General features: G+C 53.1%; 19 protein-coding genes. 9 read left to right on the forward strand and 10 right to left on the reverse strand.

From position 1 onward, the window contains the following. Positions 1–25: 25 nt before the first annotated feature. The 3 genes from KB554_RS04760 to KB554_RS04770 are packed head-to-tail and all read right to left on the reverse strand — an operon-like array spanning position 26 to position 2,540. A complete protein-coding gene (locus tag KB554_RS04760) occupies positions 26–790 on the reverse strand; it encodes a metallophosphoesterase (protein WP_004293601.1) in 765 nt (254 codons plus the stop codon). Beyond that, a complete protein-coding gene (locus tag KB554_RS04765; RefSeq protein WP_004303974.1) occupies positions 787–1,569 on the reverse strand; it encodes a hypothetical protein in 783 nt (260 codons plus the stop codon). The genes KB554_RS04760 and KB554_RS04765 overlap by 4 nt, the downstream gene beginning before the upstream one ends. Further along, the gene (locus KB554_RS04770; protein WP_004303975.1) at positions 1,563–2,540 is read right to left on the reverse strand and encodes a hypothetical protein; all 978 of its coding nucleotides are present in this window, start codon (positions 2,538–2,540) and stop codon (positions 1,563–1,565) included. Before KB554_RS04770 ends, KB554_RS04765 begins: the two co-directional genes overlap by 7 nt. Positions 2,541–2,764: 224 nt before the next feature. On the opposite strand from KB554_RS04770, the gene KB554_RS04775 reads away from it, so the two are divergent. From KB554_RS04775 to KB554_RS04795, 5 genes are all read left to right on the forward strand, one after another. Continuing rightward, the gene (locus KB554_RS04775; RefSeq protein ID WP_008860783.1) at positions 2,765–3,121 is read left to right on the forward strand and encodes a hypothetical protein; all 357 of its coding nucleotides are present in this window, start codon (positions 2,765–2,767) and stop codon (positions 3,119–3,121) included. Positions 3,122–3,132: 11 nt separating this feature from the next. Beyond that, on the forward strand, positions 3,133–3,318 hold the full coding sequence (locus KB554_RS04780; protein ID WP_004293597.1) for a hypothetical protein: 186 nt from the start codon (positions 3,133–3,135) through the stop codon (positions 3,316–3,318). Positions 3,319–3,411: 93 nt separating this feature from the next. Beyond that, entirely contained in the window at positions 3,412–7,254 is a 3,843-nt protein-coding gene (locus tag KB554_RS04785) for a phage tail tape measure protein (RefSeq protein WP_004293596.1), read from the forward strand. A 12-nt stretch (positions 7,255–7,266) separates the two neighbouring features. Then, positions 7,267–8,244 (forward strand): DUF6046 domain-containing protein, encoded by a 978-nt coding sequence (locus tag KB554_RS04790; RefSeq protein WP_004293595.1) that lies wholly within the window; start codon positions 7,267–7,269, stop codon positions 8,242–8,244. Further along, a complete protein-coding gene (locus tag KB554_RS04795; RefSeq protein ID WP_004293594.1) occupies positions 8,235–9,560 on the forward strand; it encodes a hypothetical protein in 1,326 nt (441 codons plus the stop codon). The genes KB554_RS04790 and KB554_RS04795 overlap by 10 nt, the downstream gene beginning before the upstream one ends. A 9-nt stretch (positions 9,561–9,569) precedes the next feature. Here the strand turns inward: KB554_RS04795 and KB554_RS04800 are convergent, their stop codons facing one another. Next, positions 9,570–10,760: a toll/interleukin-1 receptor domain-containing protein gene (locus KB554_RS04800; protein ID WP_224200102.1), complete on the reverse strand. Its 1,191-nt coding sequence runs from the start codon at positions 10,758–10,760 to the stop codon at positions 9,570–9,572. A gap of 81 nt (positions 10,761–10,841) precedes the next feature. On the opposite strand from KB554_RS04800, the gene KB554_RS04805 reads away from it, so the two are divergent. From KB554_RS04805 to KB554_RS04820, 4 genes are read left to right on the forward strand one after another with little or no spacing between them, the layout of a single operon-like run. Further along, complete coding sequence (locus KB554_RS04805; protein WP_004293592.1) at positions 10,842–11,732, forward strand: hypothetical protein; 891 nt, start codon at positions 10,842–10,844, stop codon at positions 11,730–11,732. Further along, the gene (locus tag KB554_RS04810) at positions 11,729–13,417 is read left to right on the forward strand and encodes a hypothetical protein (protein WP_004293591.1); all 1,689 of its coding nucleotides are present in this window, start codon (positions 11,729–11,731) and stop codon (positions 13,415–13,417) included. The genes KB554_RS04805 and KB554_RS04810 overlap by 4 nt, the downstream gene beginning before the upstream one ends. A gap of 3 nt (positions 13,418–13,420) precedes the next feature. Next, entirely contained in the window at positions 13,421–15,688 is a 2,268-nt protein-coding gene (locus KB554_RS04815; protein WP_004293590.1) for a hypothetical protein, read from the forward strand. 6 nt (positions 15,689–15,694) lie between these two features. After that, entirely contained in the window at positions 15,695–17,005 is a 1,311-nt protein-coding gene (locus tag KB554_RS04820; RefSeq protein ID WP_004293589.1) for a hypothetical protein, read from the forward strand. 85 nt (positions 17,006–17,090) lie between these two features. Here KB554_RS04820 and KB554_RS04825 read toward each other — a convergent pair whose 3' ends face one another. From KB554_RS04825 to KB554_RS04850, 6 genes are read right to left on the reverse strand one after another with little or no spacing between them, the layout of a single operon-like run. After that, entirely contained in the window at positions 17,091–17,855 is a 765-nt protein-coding gene (locus tag KB554_RS04825; protein WP_004293588.1) for an ABC transporter ATP-binding protein, read from the reverse strand. Next, on the reverse strand, positions 17,852–18,832 hold the full coding sequence (locus KB554_RS04830; protein ID WP_004293587.1) for an iron ABC transporter permease: 981 nt from the start codon (positions 18,830–18,832) through the stop codon (positions 17,852–17,854). The genes KB554_RS04825 and KB554_RS04830 overlap by 4 nt, the downstream gene beginning before the upstream one ends. Beyond that, positions 18,833–19,972: an ABC transporter substrate-binding protein gene (locus tag KB554_RS04835; protein ID WP_004293586.1), complete on the reverse strand. Its 1,140-nt coding sequence runs from the start codon at positions 19,970–19,972 to the stop codon at positions 18,833–18,835. It lies immediately after the preceding gene. Positions 19,973–19,996: 24 nt separating this feature from the next. Next, positions 19,997–22,054, reverse strand: coding sequence for a TonB-dependent receptor (locus KB554_RS04840; RefSeq protein WP_004293585.1), 2,058 nt, complete (start codon positions 22,052–22,054; stop codon positions 19,997–19,999). Next, on the reverse strand, positions 22,051–22,548 hold the full coding sequence (locus tag KB554_RS04845) for a transposase (protein WP_004303978.1): 498 nt from the start codon (positions 22,546–22,548) through the stop codon (positions 22,051–22,053). Before KB554_RS04845 ends, KB554_RS04840 begins: the two co-directional genes overlap by 4 nt. Then, positions 22,548–23,618 carry a glutaminyl-peptide cyclotransferase gene (locus KB554_RS04850; RefSeq protein WP_004293583.1) on the reverse strand — a complete coding sequence of 357 codons (1,071 nt, stop codon included), beginning with the start codon at positions 23,616–23,618 and terminating at the stop codon, positions 22,548–22,550. The genes KB554_RS04845 and KB554_RS04850 overlap by 1 nt, the downstream gene beginning before the upstream one ends. Positions 23,619–23,684 lie beyond the last annotated feature (66 nt).

Here is a 23,684-nt window from a genome sequence, read left to right on the forward strand (position 1 = left end):
CAGACGGGATTTATGTATGGCAGACTTAAATCGAAATATGCGCTTCCTTATCGAATGACGTATGCTCGTTACTGAACACATAGCCCAACTGGTTGCATATGCACCGGGTGTTTCCGATGACCTTATTGATATTGCGGTGCGAGTGGCCATATATCCAGTATTCAATCGGGCTGTCTGCAATGAAACCGCCAAGCTCCACGGTAAATGCCCCATTGAGCGGACTGCCCTTGAACTCCGGCGCCATCAGTTCGAATGACGGTACATGATGAGTGGCGACAATGAGATGTCTGGCAGTACTTTGTTTTACGCTCTGTTCCAGAAAACGGAAACAGCGCGAATGTTCGTCATTGAACCTTGTCCAGTCCAGCGGTTCGCTGCCGTAACGCATCCTGCGGAAATCTGTGATGGCTGCCTCAGTTTCATAGGCATCCTGCAACAGGATATGTGACCACAGTGTGGTAGCGATCAATTCTATATCGTTACCCAATGGGATAACGGCATTATAGTGGCAGGTGATGTTTTCCCTGATTTTGAGCGACCAGCCGTTATACAGCTTGTCTATGTCGAACATCTTGTAAAACTCGTGGTTTCCGGGAACCACGATGACCCGGCTGTAATTTCCGGAAGCCCAGTCCCAGAACGGATGTCTGGAGTAGTTCTCATCTCCGATATATCCTATATCTCCGGCAAGGACAAGCACTTCTCCGGCAACAGCCAGCGGGTTGTGCTTCAAAAAACTGCTGTTCTCCCGAAACTCGAGATGCAGGTCGGATGCGTATTGGATTCTCATTGTTGTGTTATGAAATTGGCTTCAAGTTGTTCCAATAACTGTTCTCCGGAAATGCTTTTAAGTCCTGCCGATTTGAAAAAATCAGAGTTTGGCACTTCTTCTTTGACAGCCAGGCAAAACCTGTCAACATCTTGTTTAAGCGAATCAGGAACTTCGTAGGTGTCGGCAGGAGCAAGCATGGCAACCAGCCGGAATACATCTTTCTTGTGCTTGACGATATGTTTGCTGTCCACTTGTTCTCCATTGTTTTTCCGCTCGGTCATTTCTAAATAGGCCCTGCATTTCAGACAGATAAGACTTTCAATGTTCGCAATATGTACGCCCTCCTCCAACGTGCTGTGTTCAATGGTATAATTATAATAGTCATCATCCATCAAAATGGCTGACAGACTTGACAGGTCATCATCAACCGGAATGGGGGTAATGTGGGCATCGTCCGGGAATTTGACAACCCCGATATTTCGTGAAAAGAGTTCTATCTGATACGGGAAATCCGGATTTCCCGGTTCCTTGAACCTGTAATATTCATGCCTGCATTCCCCGTTCCCGGTTCCCTTATTCCTTTGTCTGTACCCTGCGGTTTTTACAAACTCCCAGAATTTTGCAGCAAAATCCGAAGACAGCGCCTCCACAATCAGTATAATGTCTATGTCCTTGGTCGCCCTTGGAGTTTGTGCATATATTTCTTCATGCATTTCACAGGCAGTACCACCTATGATGACATAGTTTCCTTCATATCCGGTGAAAAACTCCCTGAATTTATCAATTCCTCTTACCATATCATATTATTTATCATAGTTTCCAATTCTATTTGAATGCGTTCATCATCCATATCCTTCATGGCCAGAAATAAAGACAATTTGTCTACAATGCCGTTTTTTGAGAAAAAACATGGATTGTAACGCCATATCTCTATGCGGGTCTCGCCATATTCCTTGTCTGTCCGGATTTGCAACCGTCGAGCTTCTTCTTTTGCAATGGCATAAGTGTCATTTTTTTCCTTGTTCAGCATTGAATATTCCGACAAGGCATTTACTCCACTAATACAAAATACTTCATCAGGCAGACTATCGGTATATACAATCCGCTCGATGGGGTTCGCCAGGAACGGCAACATCCTGTCCCATAATTCACGCTTTTTGAACTGAAATATCATACTCTTTGTCTTGCCGCCGGATAAAGCGATAACTTCTTTATCTTTCAGCCATCTGACCGCCCGGTTTACATTGGCATACGACACGTTGAAAAGATCTGCAATATCATAAGTTCCTTTCCCTTCGAGAGACTTTACTTCAAGATGATAAAGGATTATGCATTGGGCAATTGCAGGAATCTGCGTTTCTTCACCGCCCCCGATATTATTTTTATGCGGTTTCAAATCTATCAACAAATCCGGTATGAACATTTGCTTTTGCGGTATGATGAAATTTACACGATGTCTGACAAGACGCCGTACATTATAGGCCGCCACTGTACGCAATACAAATATTACCGGGCATTGGGCTTTTCGCTCAACCAGTTCTTTTTGTTTCCGCATCTGCCCCGGAGTATATGCAGAACTGTCTGCACTATACAGAAGAACTACGTCATGCCCCAACAAGTTAGCCGTACAAAATGTATAACCGGCAGTAATATTGGCTGGGAATGTATGCAAGACATCCTTTTCGACCGGCCTGATGTCCGCCCTCAAATCAAGCAATTCAGCGATGTACCGGCTTGTCACATCTATAAAATCATCTATTTTGCACATAATCATTTATGTTTGAGAATATGCAAAATTAACGATTATATACTATATATCAAAGAAATATATGAAATATATTCAGCGAAATTTCCTTTAAAGACTGATCTGGGAATATCAGGAGCAAAGAAGTTTTTTGTATAACATATGGATTACAAGTGAATAAGAACCGTGTCTTCAACCTTTCCACGATTCTTTGTCCTACTCTTTCGGTGAATCAAAACAAATTCGATATGGACGAAAAAATGCTTTCATTGGAACAGGAGATCAAGATCAAGGAAAAAGCCCTCAAACTGAAAGAGGAGAAGAAACTCCGCAAGATTTGTCCGATGGTCGTTTTCGGAGACACCGCAAACGGCGAGAAAGAGATTTATGTGGCCTACATGTCCGAACCGAGCTTTCCGCAGTTCAGCAAATTCATGGCCGCTTCCAAAAAGGACGAGGTAATCGCCATGCGCACGTTGGCCCGCGACTGCTTCGTGGACGGAGATAAGGAACTCGTGGACGACGAGTCGCTCTTCCTGTTCGGTCTGATGGGACAGCTTTCCGAGCTGATCACCACCCGCCAGAGTGTCCTGGTAAACTTATAAGCCGGTGGGTAGTGACCGACGAGCAGCGCATCCGCCAGCGGATGATCTATGTCCGCCACTACTTTCCCGGCGTCAACCTCGACACGATTTCCGACGAGGAGTTCGCGATGCTTTCCGAAGAGGCGTTGTGGCTGCACGAGCAGATGCTCATCAGCCGTATGCCCGTTCCGATGTCATTGCCGGAGAGGACTCCTTGACCTGCCGCCGTAAGCTTCCGGTTTGCGGCGGCCTTCGTTTCATAATCTCCGCCCTTGCGGAAAGACTATTCTTTTAACGCAGTACCCATTACCATGGCTCAGGAACAGAACTATCAGGTCAACTACTCCATCAACGTGGATGCCTCTCAGGGCACCAAGCAGGTTATCGCCTTCGGTGAGGCGGTAGGCAAGCTGGTACAGGCGAAAGCGTCCCTGACTCCGGCCGTCACGAACATCAAGAATATGATGGACGAGATAGACCGCGTGTTCCGCACCAAGAACGGCAAGAAACGTAATTTCGATTACCGCCTGACCATCGATACGAAAAAAAGCGAAGAGAAGCTGGAACGTATCAAGGGGTTACTCACGGATATTTCCACGCTTTCCAAAGGCATCAGCCTGACCATCAATGCCGGTCAGGCTTTGGACAGCAAGAAAATCAAGGCCAACGCCAAAAGCCTTTACGAGAAAAAGGCTGCCGAGATGCGCAAAGCGGAGATCGAAAAGAATGCCGCCTCGTCCGTTGGCACGATGGCAGACGCGCAGAAACGCATTACCAAAGCCATCGGGAAAATCAACTCCGCCCTGGTTTCCATGGAACGTGACCGGGAACTGCAAATCAAGACCGGGACGGCGGAAAACAGGTTGCAGCAGATACTTTCCCTATTGGGTCGTATCAAAAGTGCTTCTGTCATTTCTTTCAACATGCAGGGAGGCATACCATCCGAAGGACTCACACCTTCCGTTCCGGTGCCATATGCTCCGCAGGCCTTCGTAATGCCCGAAAAGGCCCGGCAAAAACTGATGGAACGGCTTTATGCAGGACAGCAGCTGCATCGCCAGAAACTGGTCCACGCGGAGGAGCTCTTTACCGCAGACCAGCGCCGTAAGGCGGCTCTGGCAGAAACCGCCGCGGCGGAAAAGCGGCGTGCCGATGAAGCGCGGGCTAAAGAACGGGAGTGCAAGAATGCCGCCCGTGCTGCGGAGAAAATACGCCGGCAGGCAGAACAGGCACGCCGTAAGGCAGAAACGGAACGTATAAAGGCCGAGCAGGCTGCAAGACGGCAGGAACAGCGCAATGCGATGCAGTCCGTCAGGCTCATGCAGCGGGAACATACTGCAGCCGGTACGCTCTACCGCAGTAAACGCCGTGCCGCCATCAACCGTATCCAGTATTCGAAAGCGCCGTCACTCAGGAACCTCCCGTTCGCTTCGATGCTCAATGCCTATATGGGTTACAGCCTGATCCGTTCGGAACTGACGAAGGCCATCGACTATTCCAACATCATGGAATCGGCACATTCCATCCTCCGTGTGGCGGACAGCGACCTCAAGACATTCGAGACCCGTTTTGACAGTATGGCCCGTCATGTCCGTAAAATCGGCATCGACACGAAATACACAGCCGTGGAGATTGCCGGTGCCGTCAAATACCTGTCGATGGCGGGCATGAATATCGAGACAATCAACAAGTCCATCCGCCCGATCACGAACCTGGCACTTATCGGTGACAACGACGTGTCGTATATCGCCGACCTGGCCACGAACATCATGGCCGGTTATGATATCCATAACGACAGCATGGACAGCGTGGCGGACATTATCTCCTCCACCATTTCCCGCTCGAATGTGAATATCGTGGAGATGGCGGAGTCATACAAGATGGCTGCCGGTTACCTGCGTATGGCGGGCGTGGACTTCACGGAAAGCAGTGCCGCCATCGGTCTTTTGGGCAATATGGGTCTGAAGGGAACGCTGGCGGGAACCTCGTTGCGTGCTCTTTCCACACGTTTTGCCAAACCTACCAAGGAGGCACAGGAAGTTCTGGACCGCCTGGGCATCCGGTTCACGGAAATGCGCGACATCGAGGGGGTGCAGGTCGAGAAACTCCGTCCTATAGCGGACATTTTCGAGGAATTGAACAAGAAGGGCGCGTCGATGGCGGATGTCCAGGCAATCTTCGGGAAAATTGGCGGTAACGCGGCGATGATGTTCCTGAAGAACTACGACAAACTACGAGAACTGACTTCATATAACCGGGGGTCCCAGGGCGTTTCCTCAGAACTGGCATTGGTAAAGCAGAATACGACCAAGGGATTGTGGGCGCAGGTGACCTCCCAGCTGACCGAAGGGTTCATGCAGGCATACGAGGTGTTGGAACCCTCTATCCGCACTGTGCTCCGCACTTTTCTGGCAAAGTTCAAGGCTCCGGAATTTACCCGTGGCCTGGTGTCCATCGGGAATGCCTTGTTGGACATCTTCACCGTGATCGGCAATATCGGCGCATGGGTGACCCGCAATTTCCATTGGATAGAACCGCTTGTCTTTACAGGCGTTGTCGCGACCCGGCTGTTCAAGGTGGCGGGAGCCCTGACGAATATCGGCATCGCCATGGGGTTTATCGGCAAACAGTCTGCGGCCACGACATCAATCAGTGCCGTGCAGGGGCTGCTGGGGGCGGGTGGTATCGGTAAGGTTTCGTTTGCCCAGAAGCGGGCCATCGTGTCGGCCATGCAGTCCGCAGGCGTGGCGGGACGGGGAGCGATGAACCGCGCCTTGATGGCCGGGGGCGGTGTCATCGGAGCCAAAGGAGTCCTGCAGTCGCTGTTTGCCACACAGGTGGCTACCGGCAGCGGACTGACCGGTGCTGCCGCCTCGTTGAGTGCCATCAGTACAGGCGCGGTTGCCGCCACGGCAGGTATAGCCGCATTGGTCGGGACTTTGGGATGGGTGGCTTACAAGACCTGGAAGATAAAGGAGGCGAAGGATGCCGTACTGGAAGAGATCGAATCGAACCGCAAGTACCGTTATCCGTCCATAGAGGCACTTTACTCCTCCCTGAGCGAGACCTATAACATGGCTGTCAAGACAAAGCGTGCCGTGGACGAGGTCGTTGCCGGCAAAAGTATCGAAGAGGCTTCGGGACATAAAATCGGAGCCTTCACATCCAACTGGTGGGCCGGGTTCTTGGGGGAATTTGCCATCGCTTCATCTGAGGGGATGGTATCGCGAGACCATGTGTATAACATGGACAAAGCCCGTCAGGATGACATAAGGGATGCGCTTGTCACCCTTGCCAAACGCGACAGCCAGACACGTATCGATGCCGCGTACGCCGAGTTCGGGAAGATGGGTACGGTATTGGAAGTGGACGCTTTCCTCAAGACGGTAAAGGAGCGTTTCGGGCAACAGGAGAAGGATCTCGACAAGTCTTTGTGGCGTATGCAGGATGGCAAGGCCGTCTATGTGAATGATATCGGGGACAGGTCGGAAGCGGTTGCCGCCCGCACATACGACTATGCCCGGTACATGAACACGCAGACCGTTCCGGAGATTGTGCGTGCCGCCACCGCTTATCGGAATGCCATATCGAGTGCCGCCAATGCGCATGAGCTGATGCGTAAGGGAGGGTTCGACTTTGACCAGTTCAGGGCCTGGGGATTCGAGCAGGACGAAAACGGGCTATGGAAACAGCGGGCACTGGGGCAGAACGCCACCGATGCGCAGCGTATAGACAACATCGCGCATCGCAAGCTGGCACATACGACACTCGTGAAGTTCTTTTCATCGCTCCGGCAGACTTTCGGAGGTTCGGCGGAGGCAGCCGAGAACATCCTCCGCGTGGCGGGCTTCACTCCCGACCAGTACGGCAACGAACCGGATTCCAACGATACACGTCCGTTTGCTGCCAACCCGATTACCAACACGCATCTGGATGACGGAGGGGCCGGCGGCAACTATTCCGGCACGGGGCGGTTGTCCTCGGCGGCACCTAAACAGGTCATCGTGAACATAGAGAGCCTGCTCAGTGTCAGGACCATCGACCTGATGAAGTCGAAGGAGGGGCAGACGGAAGAGATACAGAACCTGAAAGAACAACTGGCACAGGCGCTCATCGATGTCGTGCATGACTTCGATGCCTCCTGGAACGCATAAAATGAAAGGATTATGGGAAGACTGATACAAATCGCGGCCTCGACTTTGTTGAGCGGAGGCATACTCAACCACGGTTCGCTTGGCGGATACATCAGCAACGCCACGCGTCTGGCGTTGGGCATGGGGCTTGCCGAATTGCAGGACGGGCAGGTACATTACTTCTCCAGGCACCATGACCTGCTCAAACGGGCAGCCATACAGGTTGCCTCGCAGACGGCTTACGGGTTGCTACGTTCCTATCCCCGATACCTCAAATACTGGGAACAGCAGGTGCGGGACAAATATCTTCAGACACAGTCGCAGTCCAGCCTTGCGAACAAGACCGGACAGTACTACCAGCTCATCAGGGAACAGCAGGCGGTGGCGCAGAAGAAAAACCATATCGATTCCATCGTCGGCCGGACAGTGGCGGATTTTCTGGAACTGTCCATATCAGAGGAGGGGAAGTATTATGACAACAGCGAGTGCAAGGTTTTGCCGAACAGCCGGTATGGACTGGTGACATTCGTGGACCTGGGACCGCAGGTACAGGTCAGCAGCCGGAACAATATCCTGCTGACCCGGGTACAGGGGCGGGACTATACCCGCAAGGAATATATATCCGGGGGTGACCTCGAGATTACCATCAACGGCAAGATCACCTCCAAATACCCGGACGTGTATCCCGAGGCGGAAGTGTCCAAGTTTATCAGGCTGGTACAATACAAGGGTGTCATCGATTGCGACAACACGGTATTGCGCCAGTTCAACATTTCACGGTTGATTATACAGGGCTATACCTTACAGCCTACGGATTGCCGGAACGTGCAGCCGTATTCGCTGAACTGTGTCGCCGTGGAGCCATCGGAAGCCGTGGAACTGAAACTGGCGGAACAGGAAAAGGTGGACACGGCCATCAAGCACACGAACAAGTGGATCAAGTATGTTAAATTCGGTACGGAGGTCATCGACCCCGCCTCGTTGCTTAAACTGACACGTTTATGGGTATAGCTGCAATGGATATCCTCTGCTGTCGCATCACCATCGGGGATGCCGACCCATCCAATCCGATGAGGATACAGAACGGCGTGGAGATTACGGAAGTCCAGTCGCTCGAAATCAACGAGAGTTACAAGAAGCTGATCGGAACGGCCAAAGTGATATTCCCGAAAGGGTCGGTATGCCGCTCCACGATTATCGGGAACGTGACATTGGAGGGCAAGGACGTGTCGAGGATAACGACGGAGGTGATGCAGGACGGTGTCATCATCGAGAAACGCAGCGCGCAGCGTCTGGTTGACGAGACGACATTCAAGGTCGGACAGCGCATCAATATCAAGCTGGGCTACAACGGCGTGCTGAAAAATATGTTCGACGGATACATTACCGGATACAATTCGGACAGCACGCTGGAAATCCAGTGTGAGAATATGGCCTACAAACTCAAACTGAAACAGGCACCTCATTTCGAGACCCCGGCGAAAGGGACGACGGTGAACGAGGTGCTGGAAGGCAAGTATAATATCCTGAAAGATACCGGCTTCAGGATACACTCGGATACGAAGCGGTTTGAGATACATATCGGCAAGGTAAAGGTCACGGACAACTTCACGGTAGCGGATATCCTTTCCGAATGGTCGAAGTACAAGGTCTACTGTTTTTTAAAATACGATGCCGATGATGACGGGGCCATACCGTCCATTGCCGTCGGGCGTCCTTATTCGTCCAGCAAGGCTCAGCCGGTATTCCCGGAGGATGAATCGACAGGACCGTACAGGATATACTTCAACGAGCATGTGGCGCAGAGCAACCTGAAAGTGGTCAAGACCGATCCGAAGTTTTTGGCGGTGACGGGCAAGGCACTCGGGACGGATGAAAAATTCTTTGAGGTGACAGTACGCATGAATCCTGAATACGACCCGGCGACGCCGGGCAGCAAGGAGTTTCAGACGGTCAATGCCACGCAGATTTCAAAAAAGACGCACAAAGTAACGGGCAACACGACGGCATCAGGAGCGAAGACCAGGACCAAGGTGGATTTATCCACATATACCATCGTACCATATATGTCACCTCATGTCGGAATCAATTCCGACCGGCTTGTAGAAGAGACGACGGAATACTTTCGGAATTACAATCTGAACGGAATCACCGGCAATGTGACAGTATTCGGGGATTTCGGACTGTCTCCTGCCGTACAGGTGGAACTGATCGACTACCGTAATCCTTCCAAGAACGGCGTATACCTCGTGGAAGAGGTAACGACTACTTTCGGGGTGGGTGGATACAGGCAACAACTGAGTATTCCGTATAAAATTAGGAAATAAGATTTACCGTTATTCAACAGGAGGAATTTCTATCAATGGTTCTTCGTTTATTACCTTGATAATATTCGGAAGTTCGCTATTGTATTTATCGTCAGTAGAGCAATCAAAACCTTTTCTTCCACTAATGAAATCCGGTGTCGAAGTTTCAAAAGACCCTTTGCGTACAACCGGTATAAATTTAGTGGTTCCCTGATTGTTATATATTTCATGTGATATTATACCCCCTTCATAAGCGGCACCTCCTTTACCGGATTCAGCTTTCTCTTTATACTTTGGAGTCAGAATGCACAGAACTTTAGTTGCCTTACGGATGCTTTCAAGCATAAATTTAGGCAAGTCAGTTCCATGAGGTTGATACTGGTCTATTTGAGCATCAATCCCTCGTCTTCGCAAATCTTTGGCGAAAGTTTGAATCCAATTCATAAAGACATTGTCTTCTACCTCCCACGCATACGAAATCAACACAAACGGCTTGTTTTTATTCACAATTGGTTCTTCCGCCACTTTATTGAGAATTTCAGGCAGAGGCGTATTATCGATTGTAGGAATGTCTACATCTGCCCAAGGATTCAAAGCTTCTTGTATCGCATCTTTTGGAGTATTCATTAGCAGCAGCCTGTTTATTTTGATAGACAAATCTTTGAGGAATTTTTGTACATCATTCTCATCAAGAGCTAAAAATAAAGTCCTATACCATTTAATTCTTGATGTAAATTCTTCCTTTTCCCGCAATTCTGCCATATATTCCCCATATGTATGAGGTAACGACAATGTTGTTAAATATGGCCTGATTGTATTATAAAACAATGGTCCATCTACATACAGCGGCGCATAATCATTTTCTTTGTTCGATCCGATAATATTCCAAAGCTGTTCATATATATCTGATCTACTGGTCTCTTTTTCATAAATTGTCCGCTCAAGGGAAATTTTAGGAATAACACACTCTCCCCCATTTATAACATCGGCACCATTCTCCGTAAGAGCTATAAAATCTCTATCTTTTAAGTAGAGATAGCCATTATCAATGAGGGTATTTACCAGGAAATACAATATACCCAATTGATTACGAGTAAATTGCTTTTCAGCTGCAAATCTAAAATTTCTGAGCATGTTACCTTGCCCGGCTTTAAAGCATCTTGATTTTTGAAAGAAATCAAATATATATGTAATATAGGATTCTAAAATTTCTTGTTTCATAAGTAATATCATTGTCTTTGCAAAAGTACAAAATAATTGGCAACCAATAAACTATGCTCCTCCTATTCTTTCAAAAAACTCATGTCTTCAGACAAATCCAACCAGTTGCTTATCCGTGAGGCTATCCGCAAGATAGCCTTGGGACGGAGTATGGAGCGTATCAATCTGGCTCCCGGAGGCATGTCCGGTATCGGTACGGCCCGCATGATACACGGCTATGTCGCCAAGATACACGACAACCCCTCGGACGAGGAGTTTTCCGACTACGGCGGTACCATTGATGTCGGCGAGTACCCGGACGAGACGGCCTCCGCCGAACCTGTTATCCATAAAGGCGTGTTGCTCTCGGCCGCCACCAACAGCGAAGGCGGCTTCCTGATCGTCCCCGCACTTTTTTCCGACGTGACCATCTTCATGGATGCCGCCACCCGTTATGCCTATGTGGTTAACTTCTCCCATGTGGATATCCTGCGGCTCAATGCCCGCACGGAAACCGTCATCGGCGTGACCGAAATGGAGGAACTGGATCCGGAAAACGACTCTTCCCCGGACTACGACGAACTGGAAACCACCGGTAACGAGACCTCCACCCACTATACGCCGACGGCCGTCACAACAACCGTTAGGAATGACAAGGACAAGGAAGCGACAACCGTTATCGATGCGGAAAGCATCACGCATACGGTGGACAAGTCTGAAGTCAGACAGACAGCAGATAAAGTGGTACAAAAGGTCAATTCCACGACCGTTGCCGTTGCCGACAACAAGGTGACGCTCGGTGACGAGAATGCCACCGAGCCGCTGGTTCTGGGTAATGAGCTTGCCCGGCTGATGCTCGACTTCCTGACGGAATGTTCGAAAATCATGACTCCCACACTGATGGGCACGATGTCGCCGATCAATATGCCGAACTTCATCTCGCTGACATCACGTATCCAGAAATTTCTTTCCAAGACCAGCTATACCAAATGAGCGTACAACTGCATCCCGATATAGAAACCCTCGACAAGGAGAGCCTGTGCTATTCCATCTATGCACAGCTGTACCATAACTTTTTCAATGCCCAGCAGAAAAAGGACGACGAGCATCCTTACGGCATCGAGGAAGGCGACGAGACCAGCCTGAGACTGAAGAATACCGCTTACGGTTTTGCATCCGCCATTGCCGGAGCCGTTACGGGAGAAGGCGGTTCCGGAAGCGGTGGCTTGCTGTTGGATTACCTGAAGAAATCGGGCGGTGACATGACCGGCAAGCTCAGTGCCAATTACGGTTTCGAAGCCGGCATTGGAAACACCCGTATCCTGGAAACCTATTCGCAGGACATTACCGATCCGGAAGGTGTGGTAACTGCCATCGAGTACGGTATCAGGATTACCGGCAACCTGAAAGTCGGGGGCGACAGCCTGCATATCGGCGGCAGGCAGTTGCTCCGTTACGACGCGGACAAGGCCACCGCTACAATCAACGCTTCCCATATAGACTTTCTGGATGCGACGGTACATTCCAAAGGGGCATGGATTATCGGGGACGAGGATACAGGAATATCCATCTCCCCGACACGGCTGGCCGTGGGCGGGCAGGATGTCTATCATCGTGGCAACGCCAATACGGACACGGTGGATTGGACGATGCGGGACGGCATGGTGAGACGGAATCTGACGGTGCGAGGGAGTACGGTCATGGATGGCGGACTGAAAGCCTTGCAAGGCGTGGAACTGGGCGACAAAGGGAAATGTCTGCTTTCGTTTTCGGAAGAGGATGTCGCGCTCGGCGGGTTCCTCTCGTTCCTGGACGGATTCGGCATCCGGATCGGAGATGTTCCCGTACTGCTCTGTACCGACAAGGACAAGATACAGTTCGGGAGTATCGGCGGTGACCTTCTTTTAGGCGGCGACCATACCCCGAAGATACGCCTGTTCTCCGGCATATCGGACGTGGACGGCGAGTGTCTGATGCTTTCCCCTTACGGAAAGGCTTGTTTTCCGGGCTCGCTGACTGTCCGCCACAACTACGGCGCCGACCTGCTCTCCTCATACCGGGTAGACACTTCCGATGAAGGTATCGTTATCCACAAGCGCTTGCGGATGGGCACAGCAGAGGGATTTATGTTCACAGGCGACAGGGAGCGCGTATCGCTTTCTTCCGAGGTAATCTACGAGGAAGAGGACGTAAGGACGGCTATCCCTCACAGCACGGATTTTTCACACCGTCCGTCCGTGAGCTGTTATGCCCCGCAGAACCGTCACAGCGAATCGTTCCATATCCGCACCGATGCCGATTTCGTTACGGTCGCTGTTCCGTTGGAAGCAGCCGGGCATATCGGAATCCATGCGTCGCCCACCCGGATTACTGACAGAATCCTATACTTGACAGAGGCGTTACGCCTGCAAGCGGTGGAGGACGGTATCCGGCATTACGGAAACAGCGTCTTTACCGGGTCGCTCTCTTCGGAGTTCTTTTCCCCGGGCCTTTCCGGAAGCGGATGGGCTGTCCGCCGGAACCGGACGACAGGAGGCGTCTCCGCCACATTCGACGAGGTGGTGGCCCGCCGTAAGTTCCGCGCCTATGAGTTCGAGGTCGAAAAGACTTCGGTAACCAACGGTTCCTTCTGGATCAGCGACAGCTGTTCGGGAGACACCGTGGAAAAACTGTCATAATCCATGTCCGTATTCCGTTATCCGACATACAAGATCCGTATTGCCCCCGACTCGCAGAAGACACAGGGACTGCAAGCCGGGGATATCATCCGCAGGCAATATGCCGAACGGGAGCGTACCGTCTATTCGCTGATGTGCGTGACAGAAACCGGAACGGAGCTTGTCGGAGACAAGGACGCCCCTTATTTCATCGGGGCATTGCTGGACGGGGACGAACCGCAGGGCGGTGAACTGCTGGACTTCGTGCGGATTACCAACCTGTTCGATACGGCACGTAGCGGCGCCTTGTACCTGACGGCTTCTGACAGCGATTCACCCTATATGGATGTCATCGACGGCATGGCGACCGAACGCTCCCTGTGCTATCCCGTCATGGACGGAGGCATGGCGGGAGTGCCGGACAAGTCCAGGTACGCCGTTTATGGCAGCATGCTGCAAACGGAATATCTGGATGCCGATTCGGAAGCGACACGCATTGTCCGCATTATCCGCAACGCGGAACCGGCAGGAAACGCTTCCTTCGGGCTGATGCTGACATTGGAAGAACCGGTCGGATACCCGGAGCGCCTGCTGGTATCGTTCAAGGTCAGGTCTTCCAAAACATCAGGTTCCGTACCGATCCGATTCGGCTATACGAACCGTGAAAAGACGGATGCGGAAGATGAAATCTCCATCGGCCGGGAATGGAAGTACAAGTTATGGGTCATCACCGTGGATTACCCGGCACAGTACAGCCGGAGCCTGTTTCTTGACCTGACATCAAGCCTGGCCTCCGAGGGGGACTGGTGCGAGGTCGCCGACCTGAACATTGTTCGTCTTGCCTCCGTATCCGCTTTCAGCGAGGCGAGCAAGGCCCGTGTGGGAAAGGTCAGCGGCATCATCGATCCGGTCTTCGGCATGTTGGATGGTTACGGGGCCTATTTCCAGAATCTCTATGCCACACGCAATGTCAATATAGCCGGCACGCTTACCGCGGGAGACGAGAACGGTTTTTCAAGCACGTTTTATGTGGGCAAAATCCACAAGAATGTCATACCCGACAGCCTGTCCTGCCGGTTCAGCCATTCGGAAGAGCTGGATGAAACATCTCCCGCCGGACTCGGGCGGTGTGTACGGATAGCCGGAGACAGTCTTCTTGGTGCGCAAAGTGCCGCCTGGCGGGAGGCTCATACAGGAGTCTGTTATTGTTTCTCAGTCTGGATAAAAGCGGAAGATACGGCAGCCATCCGGTTCTATCAGGATGAACATCTTGTCGGTGATCGGACGGTGGCTGCCGGTAAAGGATGGGTCCGTTATAATGTCCCGTTCCTCATACGCGGGTCAGATTCCCCCGTCATGTGTCTCGGCATTGCCGCTTCCGTCCCCCTGTCGTTGTCCGCCCCTCAATTGGAGGCCGGAAGGAACGTGACCCCCTATCAGGCGACCGATGAAGCCTTGTCCTACACGGACGATTACGGTGCCTGGTTCAATAAGGGAGGTATCGGGGGTACCATACAGAATCCCCTGTTGCGGCTGAACGAAGACGGCTCGATCGTTTCACGGGACGGTTCTTTCGTCATCCATCCGGACGGGACGGGCCATTTCGCCTCGGGACGGTTCAAGTGGGGCAAGGATACCATCGAACTGCGCGATGTGACCATCCGCTGGGAAGACCTCGATGAGGAGGCGCAGGAACTGCTCAAGCCCCGTTCCGTCTCCCTGACAGGCGGCACGGCGTTCCATTTCAAGGACGAGCTTTCAGGCGCATGCGAGCCGGAGAATATCCCGCTTGTGGCGACCGAATACAATTTCGAGCCGGAAAGTCGGCAGTGGGAATACCTTGCCGTTGACGGCATATGGAAAGATGCCGGATGCAATGCCGCCGTATTTGAAATGACACCCCCGTTTCATGGCTGGGAAGGGCGCGACGTGCTGACCCTCCGCTACACGGCAACATACCGTAATGAAAAAATCAGTGCGACCCATACCTTTTTCAAACTTTACGACGGATCTCCCTCCTATACTGTTTATGTGGAGTCTGAAAACGGCACGACATTCCGCAACGGAATCGTCTCGACGGTACTCCGTGCCAGGGTGTACAGGGGCGGTGAAGAGATTACATCGCTCATTCCCGACGGCAATTTCCGCTGGATACGGACGAGCCGCGATACGGAGAGTGACAGGATATGGAACGCCGCACCGCGTTACGGCAGGGAGATAGAGATAACCGGCGGGGACGTGTGGCGCAAGGCCGTTTTCGATTGCGAAGTGGAAATAACAAATAACCGATAATCTATTATGGCAGTAAAAGTAGCCCGCGGGCAGGTCACCATCATCGACCAGAACGACGCGGTATCGTTGCAGGCATTCATCGGCTCCTCGCAGCCCCTGACACAGGTGTACAACAGAGACAACAATGCCTATGCCCCTTCGTGGGCGGCTTCTCCCTATCTGGTACTTACCCCTTCGCTCTTCGTCAGCGGTCAGGCGGCGACCGACCAGATCACCTCGGTAGGCAATGCCGCGACGCTTACGGCAGGCGTGAAGAGCGGCTCGGCCAAGTGGTACAAGAACGGTACGGCGATCGTCTCCGGACAGGACAGCTGCACCATCGGCGCGGCATCGGCCAAGTATGCCCTTACCGTCAAAGCCAACCACATGACCGTTTCCGCTCCGCAAGTGCGTTATACTTTCGAGGCGGTTTACATCGACGCCAACGGGCTGGAGATTCCGTTCCGGGCGGAGATTCAGTTCACGCAGCACCTGAACGCCGGAGCGATGATCGCCGCCGTGGCGTATGCACCCGACGGCATCGTATTCAAGAACGACGAGGTGGCGACGCTCAGGGCGCATTGCGACCTGTGGCGCGGAGCCTCTATCGACACGACGAACGTCACCTACGCGTGGGGCATCAAGGATTCGGCGGTATTCGCGGGCACGACACTGACAGCTGCCGCGGCAGCCGGAGCCACGACCATAACGGTCGCTTCGGTAATGAACATGGAGGCGGGAGGCAGGATAACCATAGGATCGGCACAGTACACCATTTCGGCAGTCAACGCCTCCACGAAGGTCGTGACGCTGACCTCCGCACTGAGTGCCGCAGCCGCATCGGGAGCCGCCGTTTCGTGTCCCTACTACAACTCCATGCTGGGTGCCGGCTGGGCATGCCTTACCTCGACCAATCCTCGGGGCGTGACGGCAGGCTGGACGACAAACGAAATCACGATTACGGCAGATGCCGTTCTCAACTTCGAGACCTTCAAGTGCGCCATCAAGGATACGGACACCTCGGCGGGCAACGCCTCGGCGAACAAGGTCGTCTGCGACATCATCTCCTTCACGGATATGTCCGACCCCATCACGGTTGATCTGGTCAGCCAGAAGGGGTTCACCATCAAGAACAACGGCAATGACGTGGATGCCAAAGCCGTGTTATACAGGGGCGGTGAGGAAATCGACACGGGCGGGACAGCTTATACCTATACATGGAAACTGTGGAACTCTGCCGGGACTTCCGTCGTGAAGACCTACACGGGAAAATCCATCACGGTCTCGAAAGCCGATGTGACGGGGAAAGGCGTGCTGATGTGCGAGGTATCGAAATAAACGACATGTCTTACAACGAATACGAGGGTGCCAAATACTTTTTGGGACACCCTCATTGCGTCTGACGTGTTTCCCGACAGGAAAGTCAGTCTCTTGGCATGGATTTCACGATCCCGCTCACGGGGTCGAATTGTACGGCGGCATTGTTGAACAGCCGCTCGATATGCCCGCTGCGGATCATTTCGGAGGTCGGCAGACAGTGAAGGACGGGCGTATCGATAAGGGCTATTCTGTCACTCAGCGAGAGGGCTATATCCAGTTCGTGAGTGGAGAACAGAATGCATTTGCCCTCAGCATGCGCTAACCGTGCGAGCAGGGAACACAATTCGTAACGGTTGGGCATGTCAAGAAACGAGGTCGGCTCGTCCAACAGGATGACGGGCGTTTCCTGAGCCAGAGCACGGGCTATCATAATGCGCTGGCATTCACCGTCCGACATCTTATCCATCGTGCGGCCGGCATACGCCTCCATTCCGACCGAAGAGAGCGACCGCATGACGATTTCCCTATCTTGAGGCTGCATGCGGCCGATCCAGTTGGTGTAAGGGGCGCGGCCGATAGCCACGACATCCTCGCACCGCAGGTTGGCGATGCGTGTGCGCTCGGTCGTGACAAATGCCAGTTGCCTTGCCTTCTCCGGAGTTCTCATGTTTGCGATACAATGTCCGTCGAGCAGGATTTTACCGCAATAATTATGATTCAGTCCGGCTATGGCACGGAGAAGTGTAGATTTCCCCGTGCCGTTCCTGCCAATAAGGGCAGTCAGCTGTCCTCTTTTGAAAGAGGCATCGACCTTATCGAGAAGCCTCTTCTCTGCGTAGCCTATGGAAAAATCGCACAGTTCTATCATACCGTCATCGATTTATTGCGTAAAACCACCCATACGACTATCGGGATTCCCAGCAGTGCGGTAATGGCATTTACGGGCAAAGTGAACATTTTGGAAACGATATCGCAAAGAAGCAATACCGCCGCCCCCGAGAGAAGGGTTCCCGGCAGGAGCACGCGGTGGTCGGCCTCGCGGAAGAGCATCCGCGCGACGTGAGGCATGGCAAGACCGATGAAGCCGATCGGGCCGCAGAAAGCCGTTACCGTGCCGGCCAGCAGCGTCGTCGAGAGAAACAGCAGACCGCGCGAACGGCGGATATTCAGTCCCATCGTTACGGCATATTCCTCGCCGAAGAGCAGGAGGTTGAGCGGTTTGATCGTCCATACGGCCAGCAGCAACCCGACGATGACCGACGGAAGGAGGATGGCGAGCTGCGGCACCGTCACGTCGCCGAGCGACCCCATCGTCCAGATGACGAACGCCTTTAACGCCTCCTCTTTGCTCAGATATTGCAATATCTGCACGACAGCGCTCACGCCTGACGAGAACATCATACCCAAAATCAATATCACCATAATGTCCTTTATGCGGTGTCCGACGGCAGCGATTACGAGCAGCACGACGGCCGCACCCAGCCAAGCCGCTCCGGCGATGCCTATCGACGAGCCGACGCCTGCCAGCACCACGAGCGCCACGCCGAGGCTTGCACCCGAGCTGATGCCCAGCACGTAGGGGCCGGCCAGCGGATTGCGGAACAATGTCTGCATCTGCAAGCCGCTGACCGATAGCGCCGCCCCGGCCAGCAGAGCCACAACCGCCTTTATCAGCCGTATGTTCAGTACGATTTTCGCCGTAGTCCGCGGGCAGTCGCCGCCCGTCAGGGCCGCCCATACGTCGCCGACGGGAATGCGAACCGCGCCCACAGCCAAATCCAACAGGAAGAGGCCGACCGTAAGCACGGACAACGCGGTGAACAGGATGACGGGGCGTGAACGCATCTATTTCAGTTGTTTGTAGTATACGAAATCTTCTTCGACCAACTCGGGGTGGAATATCTTCACGAGGTCGCGCAGAAGAAGGTCGGGATTCACGACGGCCGATTCGTAGTAGTCGTTGCCTCCGGCGGCATTGGTGCGGGCGTTGTTGTTATAGACATAGCCGTTTCGGACGCAGCGGGTATCGGCGAACTTCGGGCAGGCGGCTTTCAGTTCGTCGAGTGTGTTCGCCATGCCGACGTTCAGCCACATATCGGCCTCCGAAGCGAGCAGGTATGCCTCCTCCAAGTCGATAGGCGTCGAAGAGTTGCCCGTGTTCTTCTTGTAGATGTAGTCGCCTCCGGCGTCGGTAATCAGCCGCACGGCATAGTTTTCCGTCGAGGGCATGAACCACGAATCGCCGTAGGGCGTATTGAGCATGACCGACGGGGCATCGAGAACGGCACCGGACACTTTCTGTTTCAGCGCATTGTATCGGATCGGAATATCCGCGAATACCTTTTCGCCCTTCGCGCGTTTCCCGACGACCTCCGAAAGCGCCACCAGCCATTCGGCTTTGCCCAGCGGAGATTCTTCGAGATAATCGCCGACATACATGAACGGGATGCCGAGCTCCTTGAGTTTGCTCTCCATCGCACTGGCCCCGTTCACGCCGAAAAGCAGCACAAGGTCAGGGTCGAGCGACAACAGAAGTTCATAATTGATATTTCCCTCGTAACCCACGTCGCCGATGCTGTCGCGGCGTGCCTGAATGTCGGGATTGGAGATATAGTCGAGTCCCGAAACGCCGACCACACGTGCCGTCTCGCCGATGGCGTCGAGCATGGCGATATGGGTCGAGGACATCGCCACGATGCGCTGCGCATCCCCTTCGAGGACCTGCCCGTCGAAACCCTCGGGAACGGGTTCCCCGTTACGGGAGATGAACAACCGGGTGGTGACGCTATCCGCGCCCTGCCACGGATTCATGACGGAAACCAGCACGCTCTGTCTGCCGTCTGCTCTTTCAATCTTGAATCCCGAGGCATATTCGGGAGCGTAAAGCTGTTTGTTGAAATCGGCAAGTTGGGAACTCTTGCCACGACAGCCTGCAAATGCCAGCGCAAGCAGCACCATCAGGCTCAAATTCTTTAATACTTTCATATCATTACCTTATTTACGTTTACATTATTTTCTGCTTTTCCCGAATTTCGGGGTGATGCCGATGAAGAACTCGAAGTTGATGCCGGGCATAGGACGCGACAGCACCGAGAGATAGTCCTCGTTGAACAGGTTATTGACGGCAAGTTTCAACTGTACATCCAGCGGTTTGAACGACAGCATTTTCTCCAGTGAGATATTGCTCATGAAATACCGGGGCAGGTGGCCTGTCAGCGTGTAATCGTTGCTCGACATGGTGAAACGTTCCGAGTAGTAAGCCCACTTGTAGAGGAACGCCCACGTCCGCCATGACAGCCGTCCTGTCAGCGAGGCGGAGTGCTCCGGCACGTAAGGCAGTTGTTTTCCCACCGACTGGTCGGCGGGCGACATCTTTTCGCCCTCGTTGATGGAGGGGGTCCACGAATAGGAACCGTTCAGGTCTATCAGCCAGTCCTTTGCCGGCTGCACGGCAAGGTTGGCCTTCACTTCGACACCGTAGGCATGGACTTTCTTCACGTTGCGCGGCGAGAAGAACCCCTTGGTCGTCGGCAGCCAGATGATCCAGTCGTCGATGTAGGAGTCGAACCAGCTTGCGCTGCCGCCCAGTTTATATACCCCCTTTTTGCCGACATCGAAACTCACTCCGGCGTCATAGCTGAAGCCGTGTTCGTTTTTAAGGTCGGGGTTGCCGCCCGGCAGAAAGTAGAGGTCGTTCAAAGTCGGAAAACGATAGTTGCGCGATACGGAGGCTTTCACCATCACGTTCCCTTTGCGCGAAATCAGTCCGTCGATGAAGAATGCCGGGATGAGCGGAGCCCATTTGTCGCCCGACATCTCCTCGCGCAAGACCAGCGACAAGCCCAACGGCTCGACAGGCTGCCATTTGGCCGATACAGAACCGGAGAGCTCGACACGCCCCTTGTCATATCCGACGACGGCTTTGTTGCCATCCTGAAGGATGATGTTCTTGTCTTCGCTGCGCACGAGATGCTGGTACACGGATACGTTCGAGGTGAAGAACCATTTCCTGCCGGGCGAGTATTCCGCTTCCGCCTGTCCGTAGAACGTGTTTATCTTGCTCCGCGAACGGGTCATGGAGGCCCAGTTGTCCGGCGCCACCTCACGACGGTAGTCGTAGGCCATCCACGTATGGATATAACCGCCTTTCACGCCGACTTTCCATTTCTCTTTGATATGGTCCCATGACAGGACACCACGAAACGTCTGCTCCCGCTGGCGGTTCTCGAAGGCGGTCTCATCGCCGTAATCGGTCGTGAGCATCGGCAGTTCCCGGTTGGAGTTGATATACCATGCGTTCAACCCGAAACGGTCGCCTTTCAGGGTGTTGTAATATACCTCCTGCAACAGGTGCAGGTCCTTGAACGAACCCGATCGGTTGCGTTCCTTGGGATGATACTGTCCGATGATGTTCTTCTCCTCGTCGTAGATATTTATCTTCTTGTCGTGGTTGGTGTACTTGTAATCGTTGGGCGACGACGAATAGACCGCGCGGGTCGAGACCTGCCATCGGTCGCTGCCGTAGGTGAAGCGGGCGAACTCGTCGAACGTGCGGAACGACCCGATGCCCTGCACGTATTGGGCATGGAAGCCCTCGCCGACCTGCGGCGTAGTACCGAGTTTGACAAGTCCGCCGAGTCCGCCGCCCGTTTCATTCACCGACGACGTGCCATGAAGCAGCGAGGCCTGATCTATGAAGTAGGACGGTATGGTGGAAAAGTCGGTCATACCCAGCATGGGATTGTTGATGCGCATGCCGTTCCACGTCACCTGCGTGTGGCTGGGCGACGTGCCGCGGAAAGCAACGGTGGAGAGCGTGGCGCGTCCGTAACTCTTGACGAACACGGACGAATTGAACGTCAGAATGTCGGCCATCGATAAGGCAATGTTCTCTTTCAGTGCGAGCGAGTCGAACTTCGTCTTCTGCACGCCGATTTCTTTCATCGGGCGTTTGCCCCACACCGTGACCTCGTCTATCTGGTGGATGCGTCGTGTGATTCCCTGCGCGGACAATACGGACGGACAGACGAGCAGTAGCGAGAAAAGTATGTATTTCGTATAAATCATTTGATTCCGTTTTTAGGGTGGGTATTCGCGGAAAAATGTACCGTGGAGGATGCCGGCACGGACGTTTGATGCGGGTCGAACCCATTCTCTTCAAGCAGTTGTCCGTATTCTTCCTCGAACGAGATCTCCTGATGGATTGTATGCTGCTCCTCGATGTGCCGTCTGAGCCGGTGAAGGTCGCTGAACGACACGCTGAACGAGTCGAATCCGGCAGCCCAACCGGAGAAGTCGGCATATTCCGGGGTTTTCTGGTATACCGTTCCCGTGGCGCCTTTCACCTTGTTCACGATCTTGCTGAAATCCCCGGAATTCGGAATCTCGACAAGTACATGCACGTGGTTGAGAAAGGCATTGGCGGCATGTACGCGGCAACCTTTCCCTGTAAAAATCCGTGTCATCCGCTCGAGCATCAATCCTTTTCCCGTTGTCGGAATCGTCATCTTGCGTCCTTTGGTAACGAAGATGAGATGGTATAGGTGTCGTATCCTGCCCATCACTTCCAACAAAATGCGCCGGGGATTATCCCGACATAGAATTCATCGATCAGTTCACCTTCGGACGAGTAGCGGTAGACAATGCCCTGCTGCTGGTAGTCGATGGCATCGGCCACGTAGACATCGCCACGCACGGGGTCGACGGTCAGGCCGTAATAAATCGTACCGCTGTATTCGAGGAACGGGCGCACGGGAACACGTTCCGCATCCACGTCCATCGACCATATGTCCTTGTTGATCCAGTAGAGCTTGTCGCCCGTACCGTTGAGCTGCACCTCCGAAGGCCAGTCGCCCATCTTGAACTTGAACTGCTTCTCTACGGTGAACGTCTCGGCATCGATGCGGTAGAGAGACGGGGCTTCGTAGCCGTAGGGCGAACCCTCGTACCCACCGTCGGTGATCGTCCACATCTTGTGGTTCTTGTCCATTACCAGCGAGGTGGGCTGGATGCCGACTTTCAGTTCTTCTACCACCTGATCCGTTTCGGTATCGATCTTGATGATGCGGTTTTGGTACGACCAGCAGTTGCAATAGACATATTTGCCATACTGCACCATCTGCTCCGTGGAGCCGCTTTCCATCGTCATGTCCGGCACCTGGATGTAACCGGTGATTTCATATTTCTTGGGGTTGATGATGAAGATGCGGTTGTCCCACAATTGGGTGACATAGGCTTTCTCGTCGCTGAGGAAATGGATATAGCGCGGCGAAGTCAGGTTCGTGATACGGCCCACCTCTTTGAACGTATTGAGGTCGATGGCGAAAATCACGTGGGAATTGTTCACCACGACCCAGCCCTTATTGTCGTGGATGCACATCGATTGCGCCACGTCGCCCAGCTTCATGCCGTTGGCACGGAAGAACACTTCATTCTGCACCTGTTGGGTTTCGGGGTCGTAGTACGACAACGTGGCATTGCCGTACTGGAAGTTGCCCTCGTTGGTGATGAACAACCCGGCTCCGGTAGCGTTGAAATCTTCCACCGCATCTCCGTAGTCCCACTCCATGCAGCCCGCCAGCAACAGCGGCAACCCGCATAGAAGAATGATATGTCGTATCAGATGTTTCATTGGCTTGTTATAAACGGGAAAGAGTACCGGTCTTTCGGCCAGTACCCTGTTCCCTTGTAAAATAAT

The sequence above is a fragment of the Alistipes sp. Marseille-P2263 genome, assembly GCF_018101075.1.
Taxonomy (GTDB): domain Bacteria; phylum Bacteroidota; class Bacteroidia; order Bacteroidales; family Rikenellaceae; genus Alistipes; species Alistipes dispar.